Source organism: Kineosporia babensis (assembly GCF_021129305.1).
Taxonomy (GTDB): domain Bacteria; phylum Actinomycetota; class Actinomycetes; order Actinomycetales; family Kineosporiaceae; genus Kineosporia; species Kineosporia babensis.
This window is the reverse complement of the sequence record NZ_JAJOMB010000009.1, coordinates 264,963-291,832: the sequence shown is the minus strand read 5'-3', so window position 1 is coordinate 291,832 and position 26,870 is coordinate 264,963. Positions and strand designations below refer to the sequence as shown.

At 69.7% G+C, this 26,870-nt stretch carries 18 protein-coding genes; 6 read left to right on the top strand and 12 right to left on the bottom strand.

Annotated elements, in window-relative coordinates:
- Positions 1-43: 43 nt before the first annotated feature.
- From LR394_RS18855 to LR394_RS18830, 6 genes are all read right to left on the bottom strand, one after another.
- Positions 44-1,006, bottom strand: a complete 963-nt coding sequence (locus tag LR394_RS18855) for an electron transfer flavoprotein subunit alpha/FixB family protein (RefSeq protein ID WP_231443723.1) — start codon at positions 1,004-1,006, stop codon at positions 44-46.
- A gap of 36 nt (positions 1,007-1,042) precedes the next feature.
- Positions 1,043-1,819: an electron transfer flavoprotein subunit beta/FixA family protein gene (locus LR394_RS18850; RefSeq protein ID WP_231443722.1), complete on the bottom strand. Its 777-nt coding sequence runs from the start codon at positions 1,817-1,819 to the stop codon at positions 1,043-1,045.
- Positions 1,820-2,004: 185 nt separating this feature from the next.
- Positions 2,005-3,219: a hypothetical protein gene (locus LR394_RS18845; RefSeq protein ID WP_231443721.1), complete on the bottom strand. Its 1,215-nt coding sequence runs from the start codon at positions 3,217-3,219 to the stop codon at positions 2,005-2,007.
- A 147-nt stretch (positions 3,220-3,366) separates the two neighbouring features.
- On the bottom strand, positions 3,367-4,536 hold the full coding sequence (locus LR394_RS43050; RefSeq protein ID WP_231443720.1) for a class I SAM-dependent methyltransferase: 1,170 nt from the start codon (positions 4,534-4,536) through the stop codon (positions 3,367-3,369).
- Positions 4,537-5,627: 1,091 nt separating this feature from the next.
- Positions 5,628-6,407: an enoyl-CoA hydratase/isomerase family protein gene (locus LR394_RS18835; protein WP_231443719.1), complete on the bottom strand. Its 780-nt coding sequence runs from the start codon at positions 6,405-6,407 to the stop codon at positions 5,628-5,630.
- Positions 6,408-6,525: 118 nt separating this feature from the next.
- Positions 6,526-6,990 (bottom strand): T3SS (YopN, CesT) and YbjN peptide-binding chaperone 1, encoded by a 465-nt coding sequence (locus tag LR394_RS18830; protein WP_231443717.1) that lies wholly within the window; start codon positions 6,988-6,990, stop codon positions 6,526-6,528.
- A 108-nt stretch (positions 6,991-7,098) separates the two neighbouring features.
- Here LR394_RS18830 and glgX point away from each other — a divergent pair, with 108 nt between their 5' ends.
- Positions 7,099-9,246 (top strand): glycogen debranching protein GlgX, encoded by a 2,148-nt coding sequence (gene glgX / locus LR394_RS18825; RefSeq protein WP_231443715.1) that lies wholly within the window; start codon positions 7,099-7,101, stop codon positions 9,244-9,246.
- A 27-nt stretch (positions 9,247-9,273) separates the two neighbouring features.
- Here glgX and LR394_RS18820 read toward each other — a convergent pair whose 3' ends face one another.
- A complete protein-coding gene (locus LR394_RS18820; protein ID WP_231443713.1) occupies positions 9,274-10,257 on the bottom strand; it encodes a hypothetical protein in 984 nt (327 codons plus the stop codon).
- Between the two features lie 265 nt (positions 10,258-10,522).
- Positions 10,523-13,114, bottom strand: coding sequence for an alpha-glucan family phosphorylase (gene glgP, locus LR394_RS18815; protein WP_231443711.1), 2,592 nt, complete (start codon positions 13,112-13,114; stop codon positions 10,523-10,525).
- 478 nt (positions 13,115-13,592) lie between these two features.
- On the opposite strand from glgP, the gene LR394_RS18810 reads away from it, so the two are divergent.
- From LR394_RS18810 to LR394_RS41785, 4 genes are all read left to right on the top strand, one after another.
- The gene (locus tag LR394_RS18810) at positions 13,593-15,719 is read left to right on the top strand and encodes an alpha-1,4-glucan--maltose-1-phosphate maltosyltransferase (RefSeq protein ID WP_231443709.1); all 2,127 of its coding nucleotides are present in this window, start codon (positions 13,593-13,595) and stop codon (positions 15,717-15,719) included.
- Positions 15,703-17,496 (top strand): maltose alpha-D-glucosyltransferase, encoded by a 1,794-nt coding sequence (treS, locus tag LR394_RS18805; RefSeq protein ID WP_269329370.1) that lies wholly within the window; start codon positions 15,703-15,705, stop codon positions 17,494-17,496. The genes LR394_RS18810 and treS overlap by 17 nt, the downstream gene beginning before the upstream one ends.
- A gap of 16 nt (positions 17,497-17,512) precedes the next feature.
- Positions 17,513-19,036 (top strand): maltokinase N-terminal cap-like domain-containing protein, encoded by a 1,524-nt coding sequence (locus tag LR394_RS18800; protein ID WP_231443704.1) that lies wholly within the window; start codon positions 17,513-17,515, stop codon positions 19,034-19,036.
- Between the two features lie 253 nt (positions 19,037-19,289).
- Positions 19,290-20,525: an OmpA family protein gene (locus tag LR394_RS41785; RefSeq protein WP_269329419.1), complete on the top strand. Its 1,236-nt coding sequence runs from the start codon at positions 19,290-19,292 to the stop codon at positions 20,523-20,525.
- A 39-nt stretch (positions 20,526-20,564) separates the two neighbouring features.
- Here LR394_RS41785 and LR394_RS18790 read toward each other — a convergent pair whose 3' ends face one another.
- The 3 genes from LR394_RS18790 to LR394_RS18780 form a co-directional block, all read right to left on the bottom strand.
- Positions 20,565-21,185, bottom strand: a complete 621-nt coding sequence (locus tag LR394_RS18790; RefSeq protein WP_231443702.1) for a copper resistance CopC family protein — start codon at positions 21,183-21,185, stop codon at positions 20,565-20,567.
- 12 nt (positions 21,186-21,197) lie between these two features.
- Positions 21,198-21,944, bottom strand: coding sequence for a YcnI family copper-binding membrane protein (locus LR394_RS18785; RefSeq protein WP_231443700.1), 747 nt, complete (start codon positions 21,942-21,944; stop codon positions 21,198-21,200).
- Between the two features lie 1,210 nt (positions 21,945-23,154).
- Positions 23,155-23,829, bottom strand: a complete 675-nt coding sequence (locus LR394_RS18780) for a hypothetical protein (protein ID WP_231443698.1) — start codon at positions 23,827-23,829, stop codon at positions 23,155-23,157.
- A gap of 1,295 nt (positions 23,830-25,124) precedes the next feature.
- Between LR394_RS18780 and LR394_RS18775 the strand changes: the two genes are divergently transcribed.
- Positions 25,125-26,156 carry a hypothetical protein gene (locus LR394_RS18775; protein ID WP_231443696.1) on the top strand — a complete coding sequence of 344 codons (1,032 nt, stop codon included), beginning with the start codon at positions 25,125-25,127 and terminating at the stop codon, positions 26,154-26,156.
- Here the strand turns inward: LR394_RS18775 and LR394_RS18770 are convergent.
- Positions 26,144-26,866: a copper resistance CopC family protein gene (locus LR394_RS18770; RefSeq protein WP_231443694.1), complete on the bottom strand. Its 723-nt coding sequence runs from the start codon at positions 26,864-26,866 to the stop codon at positions 26,144-26,146. The genes LR394_RS18775 and LR394_RS18770 overlap by 13 nt on opposite strands.
- Between the last annotated feature and the right edge of the window lie 4 nt (positions 26,867-26,870).

Sequence of the window (26,870 nt, the reverse complement as noted above, 5' to 3'; positions counted from 1 at the left end):
GGGGGGGGGGGCCCCGGGAAGGACCGCCCCCGCCTGCTCGAGATCAGCCCTTGCGCTTGAGCACCTCGTCGGTGGCCTGCGGCAGCACCTTGAACAGGTCGCCGACCACACCGAAGTCGACGAGCTCGAAGATCGGCGCCTCCGGGTCCTTGTTGATCGCCACGATCGTCTTGGACGTCTGCATGCCGGCCCGGTGCTGGATCGCGCCGGAGATCCCGCTGGCCACATAGAGCGTGGGCGAGACCTGCTTACCGGTCTGCCCGACCTGGCTGCTGTGCGGGTACCAGCCGGCGTCGACCGCGGCCCGGGATGCGCCGACGGCACCGCCCAGCGCATCGGCGAAGCTCTCGACCGGGCCGAAGTTGCCGTCCGTGCCACGGCCACCGGAGACCACGATCGCGGCCTCGGTGAGCTCGGGCCGCCCGCCCTTCTCCTTGGCCCGGCGCTCAACCACCTTGGCGGTCCTGGCCAGGTCGGAGATCGTGACCGGAACGCTGACCAGCTCGGGGGTGACGCCCGCGACGGTCTGCGGCTCGGCCGAGTTCGGCTTGACCGTGATCACCGGCACGCCCTTGGTGACGCTGGCGGTGACCGAGAACGCGGCGGCGAACACCGACTGCACGGTGACCGGGCCGTTCTCGCCGGCCTGCACGTCCACCGCGTCGGTGATCAGGCCGGAGTCCAGCTTGACGGCCAGCCGGCCGGCGATCTCCTTGTTCTCACCGGAGCTGGCCAGCAGCACCGCGGCGACCTCACCGGCCTGGGAAACCACAGCGGCCAGCGCCTCGGCCTTGGGGGCGACGAGGTAGTCCTCGATGCCCTCACCCTCGACCTGGTAGACCTTCTGGGCGCCGTACTCGGCGAGCGTGGCCGCGGCGTTGTCGTACCCCTGGCCGATGAACACGGCGGCCGGTTCACCCAGGCGCGCGGCGATGGTGAGCAGTTCCGTGGTGGGCTTGCGAACAGCGCCGTCGACGTGGTCGACGAGCACGAGTACCTGGGACATTCTCGAAGTTTCCTTTCCTGCGCGACGTCGGGGGGATCAGACCAGCTTGGCGCCGGCGAGGAACTCGACGAGCTTGGTGCCGCCGTCGCCCTCGTCGGTGACAACCTGGCCGGCGGTGCGCGGCGGGCGCGCGGTGACGTCGGCGACCGACGTCCAGGCGGCGGACAGGCCGACCTCGTCCGCGGAGATCCCCAGGTCGTCCAGCGACCAGGTCTGCAACGGCTTCTTCTTGGCCGCCATGATCCCCTTGAACGAGGGGAAACGCGGCTCGTTGATCTGGTCGGTCACGCTGACCACGGCGGGCAGGGCGGCCTCGACGATCTCGGTGTTCGCGTCGTTGTCCCGGCGGATCGTGGCCTTGCCGTCGGCCACCGTCAGCTCGCTGGCCAGGGTGACCTGGGGCAGGCCGAGCCGCTCGGCGAGCATCGCCGGGACCACGCCCATCGTGCCGTCGGTCGAGGTCATGCCGGTCAGGACCAGGTCGAACTCGAGCTTGCCGAGCGCCGCGGCCAGCACCTTGGAGGTGGCCAGGGCGTCCGAGCCGTGGATCGCGTCGTCGAGGACGTGCACGCCCTCGTGCGCGCCCATCTGCAGGGCCTTGCGCACGGCGTCCTCGGCGTCGTCCGGGCCGACGGTCAGCGCGATGACCTTGCCGTCGGTGGCCTCGGCGAGCTTCAGCGCCTCCTCGACCGGGTATTCGTCGAGCTCGGAGAGCAGGCCGTCGACCTCACGGTCCGTAGTGTTGTCGTCCGGCGAGAATGCACGGTCGGCCTGGGCATCCGGTACGTACTTCACACAGACCACGATGTTCATGAGCGCCTCTCGACTCTTCGCGTACTTGCGGGAAACCCTGAGCTGACCATCCGCTTACCAGGCGTTCAGTTTCTCATCCGGGCCGGGCGGGGCCACTCCTGGGCCGCTGAGTGCACACGCTACTCACGCCAGACGGTCACTCCGGCCACTGGCCCGTGAATTAACTCACAGGGCCCTGTCTTTAATCAGGCGGGCAGGGCCAGCCCGAGGCTCACTCCCATCCCCGGGGTGGGCTCCTCCTCTTCGCTGTCGGCGGCGAACTGGGTGCTCGGCGGGCTGGAGGGCACCGGCAGCGTGATCTCCCGGGCGACCAGGTCGAGAAAGGTCAGGCTGGTGGCCCGGCAGATCATCAGCCGGGCGTCCAGACCGGCCACCGGGGCGGGCAGCAGCTCGTGCAGATGGTGCTGCAGGTAGAACTGCCGGCCGGGTCCGATCCAGCCGCCCGAGCCGTAGCAACGGCAGGTCAGGTCGTAGGTGGCGATGGTCTCGGCCTCACGGGCCCGTTTCTCCGACCGTCGCTCGGACCAGCGGGCCGACGCCTTGATCTGCTGACCGAGCAGGGCCATCCCGCCGGCCCCCGCAGCTGTGGCGGCCGCCTTCCAGTCCGCCCGGAAGGCGGGAGCCAGGTGGGATTCGCCGACCCCAGCTACGGCCAAGGCCTTGGCCGCCTCCGCAAAACCGCAGCGCTGCAGCACGTGCACCGTCAGGGCGGCCGGATCCTCGTCAGGGAGGGCAATCCGCTGAGCCTGCCGGGTCAAGTCCAGCGCCTTGCGGTGCTCCCCCTGCCGGGCATCGTCCGCCGCGGCGATGGTCAGCATCCGCAGGTCACGGCAGCCCCCGGCGCGCGCAGAACGGGCCAACGGTGCGGCCATCGGGAGATCCCCCACCGAAACCGCGGCCAGCGCCACGATCCAGTCCAGGCCAGCCGACGGCCCTACTCCGCCGATGGCGCTCTTCACCGCCTCCAAATCGCCGGTCCCCGCCAGCAGTTCGGCCACCCGGGAGAGCAGTTCCAACCACGGACTGGCAGGTTTGCCCACCTCCCGCTGCTTCAGCGAGGCCACCTTGCGGCTGGTGCGGTCCGACTTCGCCGCTTTGAGCTCCTGCAGCAGTTCCAGCGCCTTGGTGTGAATCCCCGCGAGCACAGCCAGTTCGGCCTGACGGATGACGTCCACCCGTTCCAACGCCGGATGCACATCCAACGCCTCCGCGTACAAGCCCGCCGCCGAGAGCGCATCGCTCCACTGCCGCAGCACCTCCGGCGGGGGGCCGTCGGCGCGCAACACGCTGGGTGGGATGACTCCCGGGCGCACCGGCATCATCAGGGTGCGGCTTTGTTCTTGGGGTGGCTGCGCGGGTTGCTGGGCCGTCTCGGGCTCTTCGGCAGGGCGCTCGCTCACGGCTCAAGCCTCGGCACGCACCTACGTCAGGTTGAGCGCCTGCCCCTTTCCGCACGATCTACCGCAACCACATACAAGGATCGGGGCAGCAAAGTCCGCTGCCCCGATCCTCATGCTGTCCTTGGCCAGGAAGCGATCGGCCTGTTATCAGCGAAGGCCGGTGATCCCCACCGTCGGGAACGCCGAGGCCGGCAGGACTTGCGACAGCTTGCGGTCCACCTGCGACAGCCGCTCCCGCGAACGGATCACCATCGGGCCAGGATCAGCACCGGGGTAAGGCAGCACCGTCGCCAGGAGCTCCTCGGGCTTCACCTTCACCTCACGAGCTCCGGCTTCCAGCGCGAGCGCCTCCAGCTGATCCGGAACCGCCGGCGGCGCATCCGGCGCCCCCGTCAGGGTGCGCAACCTCTCCGGCAGCCGAGTCCGCGCCTTACCTGCACGCGACATCCCGACCCGTCCCACGCTCCCCTGCGCTCGGGCGAAACCAGGCGACGCCCAGTCTTTCGCCCGCGTGGACTCGCCCGTGATCACGAACCGTCCGCCCGGCTTCAGCACCCGCAGCATCTCGGTGAGCGTGTTCGCCGGATCCATTCGCCGGTGCAGCAGCGCGTGCGCCACCACCAGATCGAATTTGCCGTCTGGGAAGGGAAGAAGCTCGGGGTCAGCCAGCTCGTCTCCCTGAATGCGCAGACCGAACTGCTCAGAACGGCGGCGGGCGGCGGCCAGCGCGGAGGTAGCCAAATCGCTGATCCAGAGCCGATTCACCACCCCGGACTGCAGCAGGCCCAGGGAGAAGCCGAACGTCGCCCCCGCACCAACTTCCAGGGCGTTGCTGTACGGCAACTTCTCCTTACGGAGCACTCGCGCACCGACCATGACCGCGAACCGGTCCCGGGCGTAACCGGCCCCCTGCGCGCCCTTTGCTCCCGGGCGCGGGCCTTCGGGCGCTGCCGCGGCTTTCTTCTTAGGGACGTCGTTGCTGGCTTTGTCGGCCGCAGCTCCCTTGGTCACGGGCTGAGCTTCCTTAGAACCAGCCGTGGTCCGGCGCTCTGCCTCGGGCGCAGCAGACGCGCTTACCTCAGCCGCCTTACCAACCGTAAGCTTGGGCTCCACCGGCTGCGGCTTCCCGGGCTGCGATTCGGCCTGCCCCAGCTCAGCGGACGGCTCCGCCGCAGAACCCGCCTGCGCAACCTTCCCCACCGCCAACTTGGGCTCAACCCCATTGCCCGACGCGGATTTCCGATCGTCGCGCAAGTCCGGCTGCGCTCCGTCCGAACCGCTGCCAGCGACCTCGTCCACCGACTGCTCGGCCGGCACCGGCGAAACCGCAGCAGCCCCAGCCACCTTCGAAGCAGCCTCAGCCCCCGAAGCCCGATCCTCAGCGATCGACGCAGCCTGCGGAACGCTTACCTTCTTGAGCGCCTGGGATTCCTCCGCCTCCGCCAGCACCTTGTCCGGGACCTCGGGCGCCGGCACCACCGGAGCCGCCGAACCCGCAGGCTCGACCTGCGCCGACGGCGTCACCGAACCAGTCGGAGCAGCAGGTGTGGCCGGAGTGCGCACTGCTTCCCCCGAAACTGGCCCTTCCGACCCGGACGCCCCAGTCGCAGCAGGCGACTGAGCCGAAACAGAAGAGGACCCAGGGGCGGACGACGCAGCTGGAGTAGGCGTCCCAGGCGCGGCTGAAGCAGACAGCCCAGCCGAACTCGGAGCAGGCGCCACCGGCGGAGTGGACCGAACAACCGGAGCTGACGGCTCGCTCGAAGCAGACGCCTGAGCGGAAGTAGCAGGCACTACCGGAGCAGACGGCGTGACCGAAGCAGACGCCTCAACCGAAGTAGCAGGCACCGCCGGAACAGACGGCTCCACTGAGGCAGACGCCTCAGCCGGACTGGACAACTCAGCCGGAGCAGAGGGCGCAGCCGAATCGGACGGCATCGCAGTAGAGGCTGTAGATGTCGTGGAGGGCTTTCGCGGCGTGGTCTTCTTGGCCGGCGCCCGCTTGGAGGTGGGCTTGCGGGCAGCCGACTTCGGTGCCGCCTCGCCGGGAGCCTTACGCGCGGCGCTGCGACCGGCCTGCGGCCTGCGCACCGGAGACTTGGCCGCCCCATCACCGCCGGCTACCGAATCACCGGCCGCCTCAGAACCACGTGCGCCGACCCTGGCACCGCCAGACGCCGAACCACCGGTTCCCGCACCACTCGCGGGCGAACCACCGGCGGCCGCACCCGTCGCAGCCGAGCCAGGCGCCTTGGAACCCGGCACTGCAGAACCAGGGACTGCAGAACCAGCCGGACCGGAAGCGCCCGCTTTTCTCGAACCACCGGAACCGCTCGGCGTCGGCCGGTCCACCCCTGCGGGCACCTGCCCACCGTCGGAACTGCTGCCGGTCGCCGTCTCGTCGCTCATCAACGTCCTTCGAATTTTGCCTTGCCCGGGCCGTTCTCGATGAACGAGGTCATGCCCAGTGTGCGGTCCTCGGTCGCGAACAGGCCGCTGAACAGGGCCCGTTCGATCTTCTGACCGGTGGCCAGATCGGTCTCCAGGCCCCGGTCGACGGCTTCTTTCGCGGCCCGCAGCGCAATCGCCGCGGCCCCTACGTAGCGGGACATCCGGCGGCGCGCGGTGGCGTACACCTCGGCGGCGGGCACCACCTCGTCGACCAGGCCGATCCGCAGGGCCTCGGCGGCGTCGACGAACCGGCCGCTGTAGATCAGGTCCTTGGCGCGGGCCGGGCCGATCAGCCGGGGCAGCCGCTGGGTGCCGCCCGCCCCCGGGATCAGGCCCAGCAGGATCTCCGGCTGGCCCAGCTGGGCGTCCTCCGCCGCGATCCGGAAGTCACAGGCCAGCGCCAGCTCACAGCCGCCGCCCAGGGCGTAGCCGGTGATCGCGGCCACGGTCGGCTTGGGGATTGCGGCGACCTCGTCCAGCGCCTGTTGCAGCCGCCCGCCGAGCAGCAGGCTCTCGCTGTAGCCCAGCGGCTGCATCTCCTTGATGTCGGCGCCTGCGGCGAAGACCTGTTCCCCGCCGTAGACCACCACCGCGGCCACGTCACGGCGCCGGGAGGCTTCCTCGGCCGCCGCGCGGATGCCCTCGGTCAGCTCGGTGTTCAGCGCGTTCATCCTGGGCCGGTCCAGGCGGAGGGTTGCGATCGAGTCCTCGACCTCCAGGCGTACGAGCTCACTCACGTCGCCACTCCCTCTCCACCGCCGCCACCAGAGCCGAAACCGACCTTATCCGGACGAACCGGGATGAGGCACCACGCAGGGCGCCCATCCCGGCCCGGCGGGCACCGGATCAGCCGGCTCAGGCCTCTTCGGGCTCGTCGCCGCCGTCGATCAGCTGCTGCACGGTCTGGTGCCAGGTGCGCACCGAGCCGAGCACCGCCTCCAGGGTGGCGGTGAGCAACGGGCCCAGGTCCATCTCGTCGGCGACGATCAGGTCCACCGCAACCGCCAGCCGGTCGGCGTTCACCGTGACCTTGACCAGGTTCAGCGCACTGGTGACGGCGTTCGCCGCGCGCAGCCGGGTGATCTCGTCACCGGCCAGCGAGTCGTCCAGCAACCACTGGCCGAACACCCGCATCATCGGCGGCTGGGTGTCCAGGCACCGGACGAACAGCATCTGCTCCTGGACCGAGACGGCGACGTCACCGTCCTCGTCGATCCGCGGCTGGTGCCCCTCGTCGATCATGGCGTCCAGCACCTTGCCGCGCAGCGGGTGCTCGTCCGGCGGGGGCGGGAAGGAGGGCAGGGACGTGGGATCGGTCATGCCCGGAACCCTAGTCCTTTCGCCCACCCGTGCGACGCCGACACCGGCTCCCGGCACCGGCGGGCGCGGTAGCCGTGCGCTCACCGGCGGTTCCGGCAGACTGGGCGGATGGCTTCGCCCGTCAGGTCTCTCCCGTACCCGCTCGGGGTGCATCCGCGCGACGGTGGCGTGGACGTCGCCGTGATGGCCCAGCACGCCGACCGGGTGCAGTTCTGCCTGCTCGACCCGGACGTGCCCAGCAGCGGTCGCTGGAGCGAACGACGGATCGATCTGCCGAACCGCACCTACGGCATCTGGCACGGCTTCGTCCCCGACGTGCAGCCCGGCCAGCGCTACGGCCTGCGGGTGCACGGCGAGTGGGATCCGCGCCGGGGCCACCGGCACAACCCGGCCAAGCTGCTGCTCGACCCGTACGCCCGGGCGATCGTGCCCCCGCAACGCCTGCGTCCAGAGCTTTTCGGGCACCAGGTGGGCGCTGACCTGCTCGGCAACCACCGCATCCAGGATCACCGCGACTCGGCCCCGTTCGCCGCGCACGGCCTGGTCACCGCCGCTCCCACAGCCCGGCCGTCCACCAAGCCGCACACCCCCTGGGCCCGGACGGTGATCTACGAGGCCCACGTGCGCGGGCTCACCCAGAACCTGCCCGGCGTGCCCGATGCGCTGCGCGGAACCTACGCCGGCCTGGCCCACCCCGCCACCATCGAGCACCTGACCGGCCTGGGCGTGACCGCGCTGGAGCTGCTGCCGATCCATGCCTCGCAGTCCGAGGCTCACCTGGAAGCGCGCGGCCTGAGCAACTACTGGGGCTACAACACCCTGGGCTTCTTCGCCCCGAACCCGGGGTACGCCGCCACCGAGGACCCGGGGCTGGTGGTGGCCGAGTTCCGGCAGATGGTGCAGACGCTGCACGAGGCCGGGCTGGAGGTGCTGCTCGACGTCGTCTACAACCACACCTGCGAGGCGGGGGTCACCGGCCCGACGCTGTCCTGGCGGGGCCTGGACGCGGCCACCTACTACCGTCTGGACGGCGACGGCCGGGACATCGACTTCACCGGTTGCGGCAACTCGCTGGACGCCACCCAGACCCGGGTGGTGCAGCTGGTACTGGACTCGCTGCGCTACTGGGTGCAGGAGATGGACGTGGACGGGTTCCGTTTCGACCTGGCCCCCACCCTGGCCCGGGGGCACAACGAGTTCCACGCCGACCACCCGATGCTGGTCGCGATGCGGGTCGATCCGGTGCTGGCGGGGGCGAAACTCATAGCAGAACCTTGGGACGTCGGCCCGGACGGATGGCGCACCGGCCAGTTCCCGCCTCCGTTCGGGGAGTGGAACGATCGCTACCGCGATGACGTCCGGGACTTCTGGCTGACCTCCGGGGCCCGGGTGGCCGCCGGTGAGATGCCCGGTGGACTGCGGGATCTCGGCACCCGGATCGCCGGTTCGGCCGACACCTTCCAGTCCGGCCGGGGCCCGCTGGCGTCGGTCAACTTCATCACCGCGCACGACGGTTTCACCCTGGCCGACCTGACCGCCTACAACGTCAAGCACAACCAGGACAACGGCGAGGACAACCGCGACGGCACCGAGAACAACCGCAGCTGGAACCACGGCGTCGAGGGAGACACCGACGACCCGGTGATCCTGGCCGCCCGCCGCCGCTCGATCCGCAACATGCTGGGGACGCTGCTGTTCTCGGCCGGGGTACCGATGCTGGTGGCCGGCGACGAGTTCGGCCGTACCCAGGCCGGGAACAACAACCCCTACTCGCAGAACAGCCCGGTCTCGTGGCTGGACTGGGAGCTGGCCGACTGGCAGGAGGATCTGCTGGCCACCACGCGCCATCTGATCTCGCTCCGGCAGCGCTTCGGCGCGGTGCACCCCTCCCGCTTCTTCACCGGGGAGCAGGGCCCGAGCGGGCTGCGGGACGTGGCCTGGTTCGCGGAGGACGGCGCTGAGATGACGATGGCGCACTGGGGCGACGGTCAGCGCCGGATGCTGCAGGTGCTGTTTGCCGAACCCCCGGCCGCAATCGGCCCGGCCGAGACCACCGGTTCCCTGCTGCTGGTCATCGCCGGCGCCGCTCAGCCGCCCACGGTGATCCTGCCCGACGTACCCCCGCTCAGCTCCTACGAGCTGCTCTGGGACAGCGCCGAGCCCCGACCTCCAGCCCCCGGCAGCACGCAGGCGCTTACCCCTGCCACCGAGATCGCGCCCTCGCCGGACTCGCTACGCCTGTACGTGGCCCGCTGAAACAACTCGGCGCCCACACATAGAGCCTCAAACGTCGAAGAACTGGTCCAAGGTGTCCGGCAGATCAGAGAACTGCCCGCGGGGCACCGGCGCCGGATAGCCCCGGGCAGCATGCGCCCGGCCCAGCCGGAACAGCCACAACGCACCGCTCAGCAGCCGGAAGAACATGTCCCGGGCCGGTTCCGGATCGTCCTGGTTGCCCAGCGCCAGCAGTTCGTGCACGAAGCGCATCACCTTGTGCCCGACCTCTTCGTCCAGGTCGATCAGGGTGTGCTCGTAGTCGATCGAGACGTCCTCGCAGACCTCGGCGAACTCGGCCGCGAAGCCGGTGGTACCCGGTGCCGGAGGAACCGCCCGGGCCGCCCCGACCAGGAACTCCGACTCCGCCAGCTCCCCGATCACCTGCCGGGCGGCCTCAGCACCCTCCGGTGGCACGACGGGTGAGGGGTAGCCGCGGGCGCAGTGCTCCCGGCCGACCATGAAGAGCCAGAGATACATCGTCATCACGTTGCGCACGGCCGCGTCGAGGTTGCCCTCGTCCAGCACCGGCTCCAGCGCCCAGGCCAGCAGCTCGCCCACCTGGCGTCCGGCCCGCGGGTCGAGATGGGCCAGGGTGAGCTGCAGATCGATGCCGACCTCAGCCGCGACGTCCTGGAACTCGGCCAGGAAGCGGTGCGGCATCAGCCCCGACTCGTCCACCGGCAGCCGACCGACGGACACCGAGCCGCCCGAGGACGAGCGACGCCGGTGCGGGTCCATCAGGTGGTACTCGTAGTAGTAGCGCTCGCCGAAGTCGTCCTCGTCGATCAGGACCAGATGGTCCGCGGCGTGGATCAGCTGGCTCTCGCCGACCACCCCCGGCCGCAGATCGTCCTCCAGCTGCCGCAGGGCGTCGGCCGCCTCACCCACGTACTCGGCGGGTTCGCCGGTCAGCTCGTCCACCCCGAACAGCCGCCAGGGCGTCTCGGCCTCGTCGTTGTAACTGCGGAACCTCACGTGCCAGGTCTTCATCGCCGGTCCTCCCGTCTGCCCTGTGATCGGGCACACGGACCGTTCGCTGAAGTCGTTCACCGATGTGGGACGAGGCACGCACCCCACCCGGTCGGCTCACCTTCTCCTGCGAGCGGCTCTCAAGTGCGGGGGTGGCCACGAGTTGTACGCCCTCACCACGCATCTCGGCCAGATGGGATCGGGGCGGGCACCGAGGTGCGCAACCAGACTTCGGTGCCCACAACGTCCGCACATCGGAGACGTACGTGGGCACCGACGTCGGCGATCAGGCGTTGGTGACCAACCCCAGTTCCGCGGGAGCAGCCAGGCCCTCGTGCCTGGGCAGCACCCGCACCGTGTAACCGAACGGCCCGGTCCGGCGCAGGGTCAGATGCCCCTCGAACACGTGCTTTCCGTCGGCCGGATCGTTGTCGGCAGGCCCGGCGTACTGCAGGTCCTGCACCACGAAATCGGTGATCAGGTCTTCCGGCGAGACCCGCCCGTGCACCACCTGGACCTGCACGTCGTCCGGGTCCAGCCCGTCCAGGAAGGCCACCGCCCGCACGCTCAGCTGATCGCCGACCTGCGGGCTGTCGGACAGGCCGGAGGAGTCGACGTGCTCCACCCGCACCCCCGGCCAGGAAGTGCGCACCCGGGCCTTGAACGCAGCCAGATCGCGCGCCACCTCGGGGGTGGTCGCCCGGCCCGCGTCGGCGGCGGGCAGGTAGAGCTGGCGCACGTAGTCGGCGACCATCCGGCTGGCCAGGACCTTCGGCCCGAGCGAGGCGAACGTGTGGCGGACCATCGACAGCCAGCGCTGCGGCAGCCCCTCGGCATCACGCTCGTAGAACCGCGGCGCGACCTCGTTCTCCAGCAGGTCGTAAAGGCCCGCGGCCTCCAGGTCGTCGCGGTAGTCCGGGTCCTCCACACCGTCGGCGGTCGGGATCGCCCAGCCGTTCTCGCCGTCGAACCACTCGTCCCACCAGCCGTCCAGCACCGAGAGGTTGAGCCCGCCGTTCAGCGCGGACTTCATCCCCGAGGTGCCGCAGGCCTCGAACGGCCGCAGCGGGTTGTTCAGCCAGACGTCGCAGCCGGGGTAGAGCGACTGCGCCATGGCGATGTCGTAGTTCGGCAGGAAGACGATCCGGTGCCGTACCCCGGCGTCGTCGGCGAAGCGCACCATCTGCTGGATCAGCCGCTTGCCGGTCTCGTCGGCCGGATGCGACTTCCCGGCGATGACCAGCTGGATCGGCCGTTCCGGGTGCAGCAGCAGACGCTTGAGCCGCTCCGGGTCGCGCAGCATCAGGGTGAGCCGCTTGTAGGTGGGCACCCGGCGGGCGAACCCGATGGTGAGCACGTCCGGATCGAGGATGTCGTCGATCCAGTGCAGTTCGGCGTTGCTCGCCCCGCGCCGCAGCCAGGAGGCCCGCATCCGCTGCCGGGACTCGGTGACCAGGTCGGCGCGCATCTGCCGGCGGGTGGCCCACAGCTGGTCGGCCGGGATCTTGCCGATCTCCTCCCAGGCCCGCGCCTCGGAACGGATCTGCGGGCCGATGTGCTGTTCGGCCAGCTCGATCATCCGGTGATCCACCCAGGTGGGCGCGTGCACCCCGTTGGTGATCGAGGTGATCGGCACCTCCGGCGGGTCGAAACCCGGCCACAGCCCGTCGAACATCTCCCGGCTGACCACCCCGTGCAGCTGCGAGACCCCGTTGGCCCGCTGGGCCAGGCGCAGGCCCATCACCGCCATGTTGAACACCGCGGCGTCGCCGCCCGGGTAGGTCTCCGCGCCGAGCGCCAGCACGCGTTCCACGCTCAGGCCCGCAAGCCCGCTCTCCGGGCCGAAGTGGCTCATGATCAGCTCGCGGGCGAACCGGTCGATGCCGGCCGGGACCGGGGTGTGGGTGGTGAAGACGGTGGCCGCCCGGACCGTTTCGAGGGCCTCGTCGAAGCTCAGGCCGGTGCCGACCAGCTCGCTGATCCGCTCCAGACCGAGGAACCCGGCGTGGCCCTCGTTGGTGTGGTAGACCTCGGGCGCCGGCGCCCCGGTGAGCCGACTCCACAGCCGTAGCGCGCGCACGCCGCCGATCCCGAGCAGCATCTCCTGGTGCAGCCGGTGTTCCGGGGTGCCGCCGTAGAGCCGGTCGGTGACCGCGCGGAAGGCCTCGTCGTTGGCCTCGTGGTCGGAGTCCAGCAGCAACAGCGGCACCCGGCCGACCTGGGCCTTCCACAGGTGCGCGACCAGCGGCCGCCCGCCGGCCAGGGTGACGCTGACCTCGGCCGGGGTGCCGTCGGCCTCGCGCACCAGCGAGATCGGCAGCTCGTGCGGGTCCAGCACCGGGTAGTCCTCGTGCTGCCAGCCGTCGCGGGTGAGCGACTGCTCGAAGTAGCCGCGCTGGTACAGCAGGCCCACCCCGACGATCGGCACGCCCAGGTCGCTGGCCGACTTCAGGTGGTCGCCGGCCAGGATGCCGAGGCCGCCGGAGTACTGCGGCAGGACGGCGGTGATCCCGAACTCCGGGGAGAAGTACGCGATCGAGCGCGGCGCGGGGGCCCGGGACTCGGCGGCGAGCTCGGCGTCCAGGCTCTGGTACCAGCGCGGTTCACTCAGATAGCCGTGCAGGTCGGCGGCGGCCTGCTCGAGGCGGGCCACGAAATCCCGGTCAGCGGCCAGATTCTGCAGCTCTTCCGGCGAGAAGGAACCCAGCATGGCCACCGGGTCGCGGCGGGCCGCCTCCCAGCGGGCCGGGCTGAGCGAGGCGAACAACTCCAGGGTCGGCCGGTGCCACGACCATCTGAGGTTGCTGGCGAGCTCGTCCAGCGGCTTGAGCGGCTCGGGCAGGACGGTCCGGACGGTGAATCGGCGGATCGCTCTCACCCGGCCACCCTAGGACAGGTGGCCGGCGATCTCGCGGCGAGACGGTGAACCTCTTGCGGAACTCGCAAGAAGTTTCACCCGCGCCCTGCCGATAGGTTTTGAAGCACCGCAGTGATCGCCCTGAAACTACTGTCTGGTTGGATCTGGGCCTGGGGTGTCGTGAGCGCGACCATGAATCCTGATGGTCGGCGACCGGCACCCTCGGCGCAGCGGCCGGCGGGTCCTGGCGTCACCAGGTGAACAGCGGGTACCGCAACGAGTGCGTTCCGATGGCGGTTCGACGGTGACGGTGCGGTGGAAATGCGGGGACCCCCCAGCATGACCGACCCTGGTACCTGGATGTTGGGCACGTGTGCAGTTCGGAATTGGCGGGGGCCGCAGTGCCCTGCCGGGAAGGTCGTCGGAAGCGTCCATGAGCCTCCACAGTGGCTTCGATCAGATCGACCGCATCTCAGGCGTCGCGGGAACGGGTAAACGTATGGAGACACAGACCAGCTCGGCCCCTGAGTACAACGGCAAGGACGCCTCGCTCCCCGCGAGCGCCGCCCCTGCCCCCTACCTCGCTCAGGGCAAGGGTGAAAGTGCGTCGGTCGTCTACGGACGTCCCGGCATCGGACGCATCCCGGTCACCGGGGTGACGCCGAACGTCGACGGTGGCCGCTGGCCGGCCAAGGCCGTCGTCGGCGAGACCGTCACGGTGAGCGCCACCGTGTTCCGGGAGGGGCACGACGCGGTCGCCGCCACCGCGGTGCTGATCGATCCGGAGGGCAGACGGCACACCGAGGTCCGGATGAGCCCGGGCGCGCCCGGGACCGACCGCTACCACGCGACTTTCACGCCGGACCGGATCGGGGTGTGGACGTACCAGGTCGAGGGCTGGAGCGATCCGTACGGCACCTGGGAACACGATGCCGTGATCAAGATCGGCTCCGGGGTCGACGTCGAGCTGATGCTCGAGGAGGGCGCCCGGCTGATGGAGCGGGCGGTCAAGGAGACCAAGCAGCGGCGCAAGCCCATGCTCAACCTGACCGAGGCCGCGGCGGTGCTGCGCAACAGCAACCGCTCGATCTCCGAGCGGCTCGCGGCCGGGCTGTCGCTGCAGGTCAAGGGCGCGCTGAACGAGAGCCCGCTGCGTGACATGGTCTCCCCCTCGCCGGCCCTGAAGCTCGAGGTGCAGCGCGAGCGGGCGCTGTTCTCGGCCTGGTACGAGCTGTTCCCGCGCTCCGAGGGCGCCCGGCTGGACGAGAACGGGCGCTGGATCTCCGGCACGTTCCGGCAGGCCGAGCCCCGGCTGGCGGCGGCCGCGGCGATGGGTTTCGACATCGTCTACCTGCCGCCGATCCACCCGATCGGCCGGGTCAACCGCAAGGGCCCGAACAACACCCTCACCCCGGGCCCGAGCGACCCGGGCTCGACCTGGGCGATCGGCTCGGACGAGGGTGGGCACGACGCGATCCACCCGGACCTGGGCACGGTGGAGGACTTCGACCACTTCGTCTCCACCGCCAAGGCCCTGGGCCTGGAGATCGCGCTGGACCTGGCCCTGCAGTGCGCGCCGGACCACCCGTGGGCCAAGTCCAACCCGGAGTGGTTCACCACCCGGGCCGACGGCAGCATCGCCTATGCCGAGAACCCGCCGAAGAAGTACCAGGACATCTACCCGCTGAACTTCGACAACGACCCGGCCGGCCTGGCCGCCGAGATCCTGCGGGTGGTGCGGTACTGGATCGACCGGGGGATCAAGGTGTTCCGGGTGGACAACCCGCACACCAAGCCGGTCTCGTTCTGGGAGTGGCTGATCCGCTCGGTCAACGCCACGAACCCGGAGGTGCTGTTCCTGGCCGAGGCGTTCACCCGCCCGGCGATGATGCACACCCTCGGCAAGGTCGGTTTCCACCAGTCGTACACGTACTTCACCTGGCGCAACACCAAAGAAGAGCTGACCGAGTACGTCACCGAGCTGACCGGCTCAAGTGCCGACTACATGCGGCCGAACTTCTGGCCTAACACGCCGGACATCCTGCACGAGTTCCTGCAGGACGCGAGTCCCTCGGCCTTCAAGCTGCGGGCCGTGCTGGCCGCCACCCTCTCGTCGAACTGGGGCATGTACTCCGGTTACGAGCTCTGCGAGGGGGCGCCGCTGCCCGGTCGTGAGGAGTACCTGGACAGCGAGAAGTTCCAGTACCGCCCGCGGGACTGGCGCAGCTACGAGCCGGGCGGCGCCAACCACGGCCGCTCGATCGCGCCGTACATCACGCGGCTGAACGACATCAGGCGTAACCACAAGGCTCTGCAGCGCCTGCGCAACACCGTGTTCCACACCGTCGACGACGAGCAGGTGATCTGCTACTCGCGGCGGGTGGAGTCGAGCGAGACGGCCGGTGGCCCCGAGGACGTGCTCATCGTCGTCGTCAACCTCGATCCGCACACCACGCGCGAGACCACCGTGCACCTGGACATGCCCGCCCTGGGCCTGGACTGGTTCGACGGCTTCATCGTGGAGGACCTGATCACGGGCACGACCTACCCGTGGCAGGAACGCAACTACGTGCGTCTCGACCCCTACTTCCAGCCCGCCCACGTCCTCCATGTCAGGAGGGTCTAGGTTGCCCAGGAACATCAGTGGTGTGGGTATCCATCAGGGTCTCGACAACGACCCCAACTGGTACCGCAAGGCCGTCTTCTACGAGGTGCTGGTCCGGGCCTTCGCCGACTCCAACGGCTCCGGCTCGGGTGACTTCACCGGTCTGATCGGCAAGCTGGACTACATCCAGTCGCTCGGCGTGGACTGCCTGTGGCTGCCGCCGTTCTACGCCTCGCCGCTGCGCGACGGCGGGTACGACATCGCCGACTACTGCGCCGTGCTGCCGGAGTTCGGCACCATGCCGGACTTCCAGGAGTTCGTCGCCCAGGCGCACGCCCGGGGGCTGCGGGTGATCACCGACCTGGTGATCAACCACACCTCGGACGCGCACCCGTGGTTCCAGTCCAGCCGCAACGACCCGGAGGGGCCGTACGGCGACTTCTACGTCTGGAGCGACTCGGACGAGCTGTACCAGGACGCCCGGATCATCTTCGTCGACACCGAGTCCAGCAACTGGACGTTCGACCCGGTGCGCCGGCAGTACTTCTGGCACCGGTTCTTCGGTCACCAGCCGGACCTGAACTTCGAGAACCCGGCGGTGCAGGAGGCGATCCTCGACGTCGTCCGGTTCTGGATGGACATGGGGATCGACGGGTTCCGGCTGGACGCGGTGCCGTACCTGTTCGAGGAGGACGGCACCAACTGCGAGAACCTGCCGCAGACCCACGGGTTCCTGCGCAAGCTGCGCTCCACCATCGACGAGGAGTACCCGGGCCGGATCATGCTGGCCGAGGCCAACCAGTGGCCGAAGGACGTGGTCGAGTACTTCGGTACCGAGGACGAGCCCGAGTGCCACATGTGCTTCCACTTCCCGGTGATGCCGCGGATCTACTACGCGCTGCGGGACGAGAAGGCCAAGCCGATCGTCGACATCCTGGCCGAGACCCCGGACATCCCGGCGCACGGCCAGTGGGGCACCTTCCTGCGTAACCACGACGAGCTGACGCTCGAGATGGTCACCACCGAAGAGCGCGCCGCGATGTACGGCTGGTACGCCCCGGACCCGCGGATGCGGGCCAACATCGGCATCCGGCGCAGACTCGCGACCCTGCTGGACGGCTCGCGGGCCGAGATCGAGCTGGCGCACGCGCTGGTGCTGTCGATGCCCGGCAGCCCGACGCTGTACTACGGCGACGAGATCGGGATGGGCGACAACATCTGGCTGCCCGACCGGGACGCGGTGCGCACCCCGATGCAGTGGACGCCCGACCGTAACGCCGGCTTCTCCACCGCCGACCCGGGCAAGCTCTACCTGCCGGCCGTGCAGTCGCTGCAGTACCACTACGCGGCGGTGAACGTGGAGGCGCAGATGGCCACCTCCAGCTCGCTGCTGAACTGGGTGCGCTCGATGCTGCAGATCCGGCGCGATCATCCGGCTTTCGGGATGGGCACCTACCAGGCGGTCGAGGCCGACAACCCGGCGGTGCTGGCCTTCCTGCGGGTGTTCCAGGGCGATCCGGAGACCGGCGAGGAGCCGGAGATCCTGCTGTGCGTCAACAACCTCAGCCGGACCGCGCAGGCCACCACCCTGCACCTGCCGCACTGGACCGCCGATCACGAGATCAGCGACATCTTCGGCGGGACCGGGTTCAAGCCGGTGCCGCAGAGTGCCGAGCTCACCCTGACGATGGGCTCGCGGGACTTCTACTGGCTCTCGATCACGCCGCCGATCGACCCGACCGCACGCTCCATCGGCAACTCGGTGGCCGCCAGCGTGAACGCCGGGGCCGCCCGATGACTTCAGGAGCCGCCCGATGAACGAACCGGTCACCGGTGCCGTCGACATCGCCGGGTTGCTGGCCAGCTGGTTACCCCGGCAGCGCTGGTTCTCGGCCGGGCACGGCGGGGTCTCGCTGGCGCCGGCAGGCCAGATCACTCTGGTCCCGCCGGTCCCGGCGCCGTCGGTGGTCGAGCCGGCCACCGGGGAGATCCCGCTGCCCACCGAAGGGCGGCCGGTAGTCGCCCCGGAGGCGGCGATCCGGCGGCGGGTCGGCATCGTGGTGCACCTGATCAGTGCGCTGCCGGCCGGGCAGCCGGCCTCGGACGCGGGAGCGGCCACCTACCAGGTGCCGCTCACCTACCGCAGCGAGCCGGTGGCCGAGCTCGCTCACGCCCTGCTGGGCGAGCTGCGTACCCCCGACGGCGTGCGGTACGTCTACGACGCCCCGCACGACCCGGACTTCGTGGCGGCCTGGACCGAGCTGATCGCCTCCTCCAGCGAGGCGATGTCCGAGGCCGGTACCCCGCGCAGCCGGGTGCGGGGAGTGCGCCGGGCGGGTGAAGCCCCGCCCGATCCGCACCGCCCGGCCAAGGTGCTCTCCGGCGAGCAGTCCAACACCTCGATCATCGTCGGTGCGGACGGCGCCGATCCGGTGATGATCAAGCTGTTCCGGGTGCTGCAGTCCGGCCGTAACCCCGACGTGGTCGTGCCGGGTGCTCTGGCCCGGGCCGGCAACGAGCGGGTGCCCCGGCTGGTCGGCTGGGTCGAGGGCGAGTGGGTGCAGCCGGGCGGTCAGCCCGCCTGGGGGCACCTGTCCGCCGCGGCCGAGTTCGTCGCCGGCAGCGCCGACGGCTGGCGAGTGGCTACCGGTGCGGTAACCAACGGAGAGACTTTCGCGCAGTTGTCGGCCCAGCTGGGTGCCGCCACCGCGGCCGTGCACGCTGCGCTCGCCGAAGTCCTGCCCACCCGTCCCAGCACCTCGCTCACCCTGGCCGCGCTGGCCGATCACCTGCGGCAGCGGCTGAACTGGGCGCTGGAGGCAGCTCCGGCGCTGAGCGAGTACGCCGACGCGGCAGGCGAGGTGGTCGACCAGGTCCGGCATCTGAGCGAGGCGCCGGACCTGCAGATCGTCCACGGCGACCTGCACCTGGGTCAGGCCTTGTACTCCGAGGCCCGGGGCTGGGTGCTGCTCGACTTCGAAGGTGAGCCGCTGCGGCCCCTGGCCGAGCGCGGCGATCCCGACCTGGCGCTGCGCGACGTGGCCGGCATGCTGCGCTCGTTCGACTACGCCGCTCGTCACTCGGTTCTCGGGCTGGCCGACGACGACCCGCGGGCGCTCGCGGCCTCCACCTGGGCCGGGGAGTGCCGGGAGGCCTACCTCACGGGGTATGCCGCCGAGGCCGGGCGTGACCCGCGTCAGGATGCTGCGTTGTTGCGGGCGCTGGAGCTCGACAAGGCGCTGTACGAGGTGGTTTACGAGACGCGGCACCGGCCCGGCTGGGTCGAGGTGCCGCTGCACGCGGTGGGCCGACTGCTGGCCAAGAGCTCCGTGCGGTAGGGCACCTTCGGTTCGGTTCCTCACCTACGCGCCCACCCCGTCTCCAATTTGGGACGGGGTGGGCGCGTTTTGTCTCTTGAGGAGGCTGCGGCCCGTACCCCTGCATCAGAACTCCCTGCCTGGGCAGCGAAGTACCGGTGGGATGGCCCGTCTGCTTGCGCAGCGATACCGGTAGCACTCAGTCTTTCTCCGTGCGCGCTCCGGCAGAACTGTCCCTTTGCCCGGCAGGACGAGCACCCGTGGGACGCACGTGATGGACGTGAATCCTGGCTCCTCGCCAGGCGACGGTCTCGATGCTGATGCCTCGCCCCATCGCGATCCACTCAAGCAACTACGCGACTCGCTGATCGAATGCGATCTGGACGCGCTCGTCCTTTGCTTTAGCCATGACGCCTGCCTGCGGGTGCCCCGGCGCGAAGGTGATCTTGTGTTTCGAGGGCACGATGAACTCCGGCGCGCGGGTCAGGAACTGTCGGCGCTGGTTCGGGAACTCGCCTGGGCACCTTCGCGGCGGCTGATCTCGACCGGTGAAGTCTCCGAGGAGGCCGTGGTCGAGGCGAGGCTAGTGCCGCGACGAACTACTTCAGAGTCGGCTGCAAGGGTTCGGATGCCGTTGCGGGCGGTGGCCGAGTTCGGTGCCGACGGACTGGTTCGCAAGCTCACCTTGTGGCTGGACTGGGCGGCGCTGCACGATCCGGAGGGAGTGAATTCGGCTGGCGGGGTGGCGAGTGCGCTGATTGCGGTGGCGCGTTCGCGGGAAGAGCGCGGGGTGCAGGTGCTTCAGGCTTCAGCTCCGGATCCCCCTGTAGCGCCAGCGGCTGAGGTAGATCGGCCACCGCCTTTGAGCTGGCGTGCGGTCTGGTGGGGGCGGCATCGGGCTGCGCTGGCGGGCGTGCTGATGGCATTGGCCGCGCTGGCTCTGCTGGCTTGGGTGGTGGTGAATGTGATTGTTCCGGTGCAGCAAACGTCTTCTGCGGTGACGGGTTCCTCCGCCGGCTCTTCGGTTGCGGATCAGCTGGGGGCAAGCCTTCCGTCTGTCACCGACGCTCCCCGAGCGGGCGGTGACGGGTCCAGCTCCGGCGCGCTCATCGTCTCCAAGCAGAAGCCCCACGTCGTGCCGACCGTGCAGCCTGGGCGCGAATACACGTTCTTGTCCGACCTGCTCTTCCGGTCCGGCTCGTTCGAGGTGTCGCCGAAGTCCGGCAACCGACTCGACGCGCTGGCCGGGCACATCCGCGAAATCGGTGTGCAGGGAAGCATTCAGGTGAACGGGTACACCGACAGTGTGGGCAGCCGGGCGGAGAACCTGAAGCTGTCCAAGCGACGGGCGATGGCCGTGGCCCAGGCTCTGAGCGACCGCTTGGACCAGGTGGATGTGCGTCTGGAAGTGCAGGGTTTCGGCGAGCGAAGCCCGCGCCGGCCGAACGTCACCGACGCCGGGCGCCGCGAGAACCGTCGGGTGACGGTGGTTCTGCCGGAACCGCGCTGACCGGCCCGCCCGGTTGGACGAGCGGGCCGGTCCGCTTGGTCAGTTCTCGCTGGAGCGCTTGGGGGCCAGCACGAACACGTACACCACGGCACCGAGAATCACCACGGCGAGCACCGCCAGGGTGATGATCAGGACCGGCGAGGTGCCGCCGGAATCTGCTTCTGCGCTGGTGCTCTCGGTAGCAACTTCGGTAGCCGTCTCGGCCGGGGCGGTGGTCTCGGCCACCGTGGTCTCGGTGGCCTCGGCCGTGGGTTCGACCGTGGCCGGTGCCTCGTTACCGGCCTCGGCGGTGAACGAGAATTCGCCGGAGATCGGGTGGCCGTCCGACGAGGTCACCCGCCACTGGACCTGGTACTCACCGGCCGCCGCACCGGGCGCGATCGCCTGGCTGACCGTCTCGTCCACGATCTTCGGCTTGCCCTCGGTGACGTCACCGTCCGGGCCCTCGATCCGCACCACCGAACCGAGCGCGAGCGGGTTGTTGTTGAAGATCAGCTCGATCTCGTCCGGCAGGGTCTTCACGGTGGAGCCGTCTTCCGGGTTCGACTCGGTCAGCGCGTCGTGCGCCAAGGCCGGGCCGGCCCCGAGCACCAGGCCGGACAGCACCAGGGCCAGTACGGCGGCGAACTTGGCGCCCAGTCGCTTCTTACCGCTGTTCATCACCGGTTCCCCTTACTTGTTGTTCTGGACAGCCGAGGCCCGGCGCCAGGCCAGCGCACCGAACGCCAGACCGGCAACACCTACGGCCAGACCGCCCGCACCCAGCCAGCGGGCCGCCGAGTCGGAGCTGCTCGCGTCCGCCGTCTCCTCGTCCGCTTCCTCGGCGTCAGCGTCGGTGGCCGCTGCTGCGTGGTGACCGCCCGCCTCAACCGCCGTGACCTCGAACGCCGGCGCCGGGCTCTCGGGCTCTTCCTCACCCTCGACCGTGGGCTGGTTCCAGTCCGCGACCTCGCCGTCGGAGTACGTCTGCTTGGTCGGCAGCTCGATCGTGGTACCCATCTTCGGCAGCGGGCCGACCGAGATGGAGAACTCCTGGTACTCCCCCGGGTTGATCTGGGTGTCCCCCTCGGCGGTCCAGGTGACCGTGGCCGGAGCCTTGGTGACCGTCGCCCCGTCCACCTCGATCGGCTCGGGCAGCTCTGCCTCGACGACCTCGGCCTTCCACCCCGGAACCGGCTTGGTCATCACCGAGCTGAACGGGGTGTCGGTGGGCAGGCTGACCGCGACGGACGTGGTGCCGGCGGTGTCGGACTCGTTGGGCACCCGGAAAGTGAGGCGCGAGTAGCCGCCCTCGGCGGTGCTGTCCGGCGTGACCCGTACATGGGCCTCGGCCACGGCCGCACCGGCCAGGCTGATCGCGGCGGCGGCGAAGAGGGTGGCCCCGGCGCGGGCGGCCAGGGAAACGCGATTGTGCGACATCGTTCTCAATCTCTCTGTAAGCAGGTCAATGATGGACGGCTCACCGGCCGCCTTAGGTGGTTTCCAGAACACCGGGAAGACAAAAGACGCTGTGACGTTGCTTTGTCTTCCCGATCCGAGCTTGGAGGTCATGGGTGCCAAGGCCGAGCTGCGGTTGGCTGAACGGCACTGAGCCCGGCCGGGAAACAGCACGAGTCGTAGCCCGGGCTCGGGCCACGTCCGGCGTCATTCGAGGCTCGGTGCAGGTCACGGCTCAACTCGATGCTCAGCACAGCTTGAGTTCAGTTCAGGACCATGGGTTCAGCGCCGGTCCAGGTCAGTCCCGGTCCAGGTCAGTCCCGGTCCAGGTCAGTCCCGGTCCAGGTCACAGACCAAGGCCAACAGGCCGAGACCAACCCAGACCACGGCACAGCACTGGCCTAGACCCGACACCGGCCGTGCGTGGCCCACCGCAGGATCCGGATCAATACCAGCGACGAACCAACACCGGTCCGGATCAGCCCGGGCCAAGGTCAACGCAGACCATGGCCCCCAGCACCGCTCCAGACCAACACCACTCCGGACCAGCACCGCTCCAGATCAGCACCACTCCAGGTCAGCGCTGGCCGAGACCAGCACAGACCAGGCTCGACGCCAATCGGGGCCAAACCAGGGCCGAGACCGACCCAGACCACGACACAACGCTGGTCGAAGGCCGACACAGGCCACAGCAGGATCCGGATCGATGCGGGCTACAGCTGAACACCGGCCCGGATCAGCCCCGGCCAAGGTCAACGCAGACCATGGCCCCCAGCACCGCTCCAGATCAGCGTCACTCCAGACCAACGCCACTCCAGACCAACGCCACTCCAGATCAGCGCCGACCGAGACCGGCACAGACCAGGCGCGAAACCAGTCCGGCCTGACCAGAGCCGAGACCGACCCAGACCACGGCTCAGCGCCGGCCAAGACCCACCTCAGGCCACGACCCGCCGCAGATCAGGATCAACGCGGGCCACAGCTGAATCAGACCACCAGCAAAGCAGGCAGCGGCTGAAGCCCGACGCAGATCGAATCTCCGCGCAGGCCGAAGCCCGACGCAAGCCCAAGCCCGACGCAAGCCGAAGCCTGGTGAAGGCCGAGACCCGGTGCAGAACTGGGCTCAGCAGGCCGAAGCAGATCGGTGCAGGCCGAAGCCCGACGCAGGCCGAAGATCGGTGCAGAACTGAACTCAGCAGGGGTAAAGGCGCGGGACGAGGGCGGGTGGGCCACGCCGTCGGACGCTTTGGCGGGGCACGTCGGCCTGGGGCAGCAAGGCCTCGCGAACGAGGACGGGCAGGGCTCGGCGGGCCGGGGGCAGCTCGGGGATCCGCGGCAGGGTGAGCCGGAAGCTCAGGCTGCTGGTGAGGGCCCAGATGGCGGCCTCGCCCTTGGCCAGGAGCAGGGCGAGCAGGGTGGCGGAGAGGGCGTGGGCGGCGAACATGCGCGGCGACATCGTGAACATGTCTGAGGCCTGGTGCCCGGCCATGGCCGTTGCGTCGCAGGTGGCGGTGGTGACGGCGGTGTGCCCGGAAGCTGTGGCAGCCGAGGCGGAGCCCGGGCCGGCTGCGGCCAGGCTGCTCAGGTGCTGGGCGGACATCCGGCAGCCGGCGGCCAGATCGGCGGCCATGAGGGCGGCGTGCAGCAGGAACTGGGTGCCGGCCATGGCCAGGACCAGGGACACCGGCCCGCGCCGCCGGGCGGCGAGCAGGTTGACCACGAGCATGACGGCCGGGACACAGGCCAGGGCCACCGGCAGGCTGACCGCTTCTCCTCCGGCGGCGTGGGCGGCGATCGCCAGGCCGGCCGCGGACAGCGAGAACATCGCCGCCCGGGTCAGCCGGATCGCTCCACGCGTCGGAATCATGGACAGACCATAACCGTCTCCACCGACAACTTGGGATCAGCCCTGGGTCAAGTCGGACAGAGCCGAAGGGCAGCGACCGCCCGGCCGGACGAACCCCATGCGGAGGACAGCCGAACAGGGATCAGTGCACCGCACCAGGGGCAAGGCGGGCGGTGGGCGGCTGGGTCGAACAGCGGATATCCGGACCTACCCGCACGTCGCACCCAGTGTGAGGTTCGATTACGCCGGGTTGATCCATAGGCTGCGCTCGCGGCCTGTGAGGGGACGCCCGGGCTCCAGCAGTGGGCAGTCGTCAGCGGGCCCGGCGAGGCGGCACCCCTCGCCAGGCACAGGTGTCCGCTCCGGCCGAAAGGGTCCCGTTTTTGATGAACGCCGCCACCCGTCCCGGGCCGGACCAGGAGCAACCAGAGGACGTCGGCCCGGCCGCGGAGTCGACCAGCGGCGCCGCGGTGGTCACGGAAACCAGGAACGGGCAGACCGCCCAGACCAGCAAGGCGCCAAGGACCAAGCGCACACCGACCAAGAAGATCAGGAACGCCAAGACGGCGCGAGCCCCGAAGACGCAGAACGGGCCGGGCCAGAAGCCGGCTCAGAGCGAGGGCGAAACCTCCGGCAAAGCAGCACTTCGCCGAAAGACTGCCACGTCCGAATCGCCCCAGAACGCCGCAGCACCCCGGACCGAGGCAACTCCGCCAGCCGAGGTGGGGCGGGCCGGGCCGACAACTCACGTCGCCAAGGCAGCCAACGCAGGTCAGGCGGGAGAGGCGCACCCGGCGGGCAAGACACGCGAGATGGGCGAAACAGTTCCGGCGGGCGAAAGAGTCCAAGTCAGCGCGACACGCCAGGCTGGAGAAGCATTTCAGGCGGGCGAAGCTGTCCAGGTCGGCGCACCACACCAGGCCGTCGCGACAGGGCAGATCCGGGTAACGCCCCAGCTGGGTGAGACACTCCAGATGGGCGAAACAGTTCCGGCGGGCGAAACAGTCCAAGTCAGCGCGACACGCCAGGCTGGAGAAGCATCTCAGGCGGGCGAAGCTGTCCAGGTCGGCGCACCACACCAGGCCGTCGCGACAGGGCAGATCCGGGTAGCGCCCCAGCTGGGTGAGACACTCCAGATGGGCGAAGCAGTTCCGGCGAGCGAAACAGTCCAGGCGAGAGAGACACCCCAGCCCGACACGACACCTCAGACAGACGAAACACGACAGGTAAGCGGAGCGCCCCAGGCGGGTCAGGCACACCCCGTAGGCAAGACACCCCGGGTCAGCCAGGCAACCCCGGCGAGCCGGTCAGTTCAGGTGGGCGAAGCCGACGCAACTGTCAGCCACCCAGAAACAGAAATACCCCCTGCCGAGCCCGTAACCACCAAACTCCCCCTCATCGCCACCGCCAGGCCGCAACCCCTGCTCCCGGCCCTCGTCGGCCTGGCCACCCTGGCCCTCCCGATAGGCCTCGTCGGTGTTCTCGCCCCCCTGCTCGAGCAGCCCTTCAAAAACCAGAACAGCTACGCCCTGGGCCTCGACCTCTTCCTCATGCTGGCCGGGGTACGTCTGGCCTGGCGAACTCCCGCGGACCGCCGTGGGCTTTGGAGGTTCGGCATCGGTCCGTTGCTGGCCGGGGGTGCCGCCATCGGCGGGGCCGCACTCCTGATCAGCCTCGACCCGGCCAGCACCGCCTCAGTCGGCCTGAGTTGGCTGGGAAGGGCCCTGGCGGCACTCGGAACCGGAACCCTGACCGTGTACTGGCTGCGGATGAACACCGGTTCGATCCGGGTACCGGCCCACCGTCCGACGCTCCGTCAGCACATCCGCACCTCGCGGAGCGCACCGATCCTGGCTCTCGCCGCGTTCGTGGCCTGCGGCTGGTACGCCGATCTGCTGGCCACGATGTATTTCCTGCCGCTGTACCTGGTCTCGGCCTGGCTGGTGGTCACGCTGATCCGGGCGCCGCACTCCCCGCTCACCCTGATGCTCAACCGCGTCGGCCGCACAGTGCTCCGGATGAACCGCCGCAGCCGGATGCCCGCTGCCCCGAGTCCCCGGCCAGACAGGCCCGACTCCAAAACCCCGAGCGCTCAGCCCGGCCCGGTCCGGCGCCGGATCACGTTGCCCGAGCCCGGCTCCATCGAGAACGAGGACGACCCGGCCACCGACTCCGGCAACGCACCGGCGTCACCCAGCAACAACGTCCTCAATTCGACCAAAACCTACGTGGCGGCCAGCGGCCGGGTCATCGATCTCGACCAGATCCCCCTGGAACTGCGACTGCTCCCCCTGCCCCAGATCACGGGCCAGGAGGAGCAGGTCGCAACCGGATCTCAGACCGAGTAGACGCCGCGCCGGGTGCGGATGGTCAGCCGCTCGGCCACAACCGGTCCGTGCCGGCGGCTGACCAGCCCGGAAGCGATCACCAGCAGGGCGCCGACCGCCAGCGCAAGCAGAGGGGAACCGTAGGATCCGCCAGAGGGGGGTTCCTGGCTCCGGGCAGGCGGGATCACGTACATGTCGCCGCGATTGGCCTTAGTGGGGTCGGTGGCCTTCGGGGAAGGCGTCGCCGTGGGGTCCAGATCAGAGGACGTAGGTGGCTGGGCAGTCTCGCCGGTCTCCTGATCGGGGGTAGGTTCGCCGGTGATCAGCGGATCGTCGTTCGGATGACCGGCGGTGAAACTGAACGTGCCGGACATCTTCTCGCCGTTCTTCGCCACGGCCTTCCACTCGATCAGGTACTCGCCGTTGGGCGCGCCCTTGACCAGATCGCGGCGCAGCGCACCGTCGGCGGTCGAGACCTTGCCCCGGCCGACCTCACCGTTCTTGGTGCTGATGCTCAGCGAGGCCCCGGACTCACGCAGTTCCGTACTGAACGTGACCGAGACGGCGTTCGGCGCGAACTGAACGACCTCGCGACCCGGACTGCGCCCGATCTCCCGCGCCCCGGAATCAGCGAAAGCCGTTCCGGGCGAACCGATCAGAGAGAATCCGAGACTCGCCCCGGCGACGGTCAGCGTCGTCGCGGCGCGGAGGACGGCACATGTTTCGCTCACTCTC

Coding starts and splice junctions, on each gene's coding strand:
- treS (WP_269329370.1), top strand. CDS start 15,703: ATGTCAGGAGGGTCTAGGTTGCCCAGGAACATCAGTGGTGTGGGTATC.
- LR394_RS18850 (WP_231443722.1), bottom strand. CDS start 1,819: ATGAACATCGTGGTCTGTGTGAAGTACGTACCGGATGCCCAGGCCGAC.
- LR394_RS18830 (WP_231443717.1), bottom strand. CDS start 6,990: ATGACCGATCCCACGTCCCTGCCCTCCTTCCCGCCCCCGCCGGACGAG.
- LR394_RS18785 (WP_231443700.1), bottom strand. CDS start 21,944: ATGTCGCACAATCGCGTTTCCCTGGCCGCCCGCGCCGGGGCCACCCTC.
- LR394_RS18855 (WP_231443723.1), bottom strand. CDS start 1,006: ATGTCCCAGGTACTCGTGCTCGTCGACCACGTCGACGGCGCTGTTCGC.
- LR394_RS18800 (WP_231443704.1), top strand. CDS start 17,513: ATGAACGAACCGGTCACCGGTGCCGTCGACATCGCCGGGTTGCTGGCC.
- LR394_RS41785 (WP_269329419.1), top strand. CDS start 19,290: ATGGACGTGAATCCTGGCTCCTCGCCAGGCGACGGTCTCGATGCTGAT.
- glgX (WP_231443715.1), top strand. CDS start 7,099: ATGGCTTCGCCCGTCAGGTCTCTCCCGTACCCGCTCGGGGTGCATCCG.
- LR394_RS18780 (WP_231443698.1), bottom strand. CDS start 23,829: ATGATTCCGACGCGTGGAGCGATCCGGCTGACCCGGGCGGCGATGTTC.
- LR394_RS18820 (WP_231443713.1), bottom strand. CDS start 10,257: ATGAAGACCTGGCACGTGAGGTTCCGCAGTTACAACGACGAGGCCGAG.
- LR394_RS18810 (WP_231443709.1), top strand. CDS start 13,593: ATGGAGACACAGACCAGCTCGGCCCCTGAGTACAACGGCAAGGACGCC.
- LR394_RS18790 (WP_231443702.1), bottom strand. CDS start 21,185: ATGAACAGCGGTAAGAAGCGACTGGGCGCCAAGTTCGCCGCCGTACTG.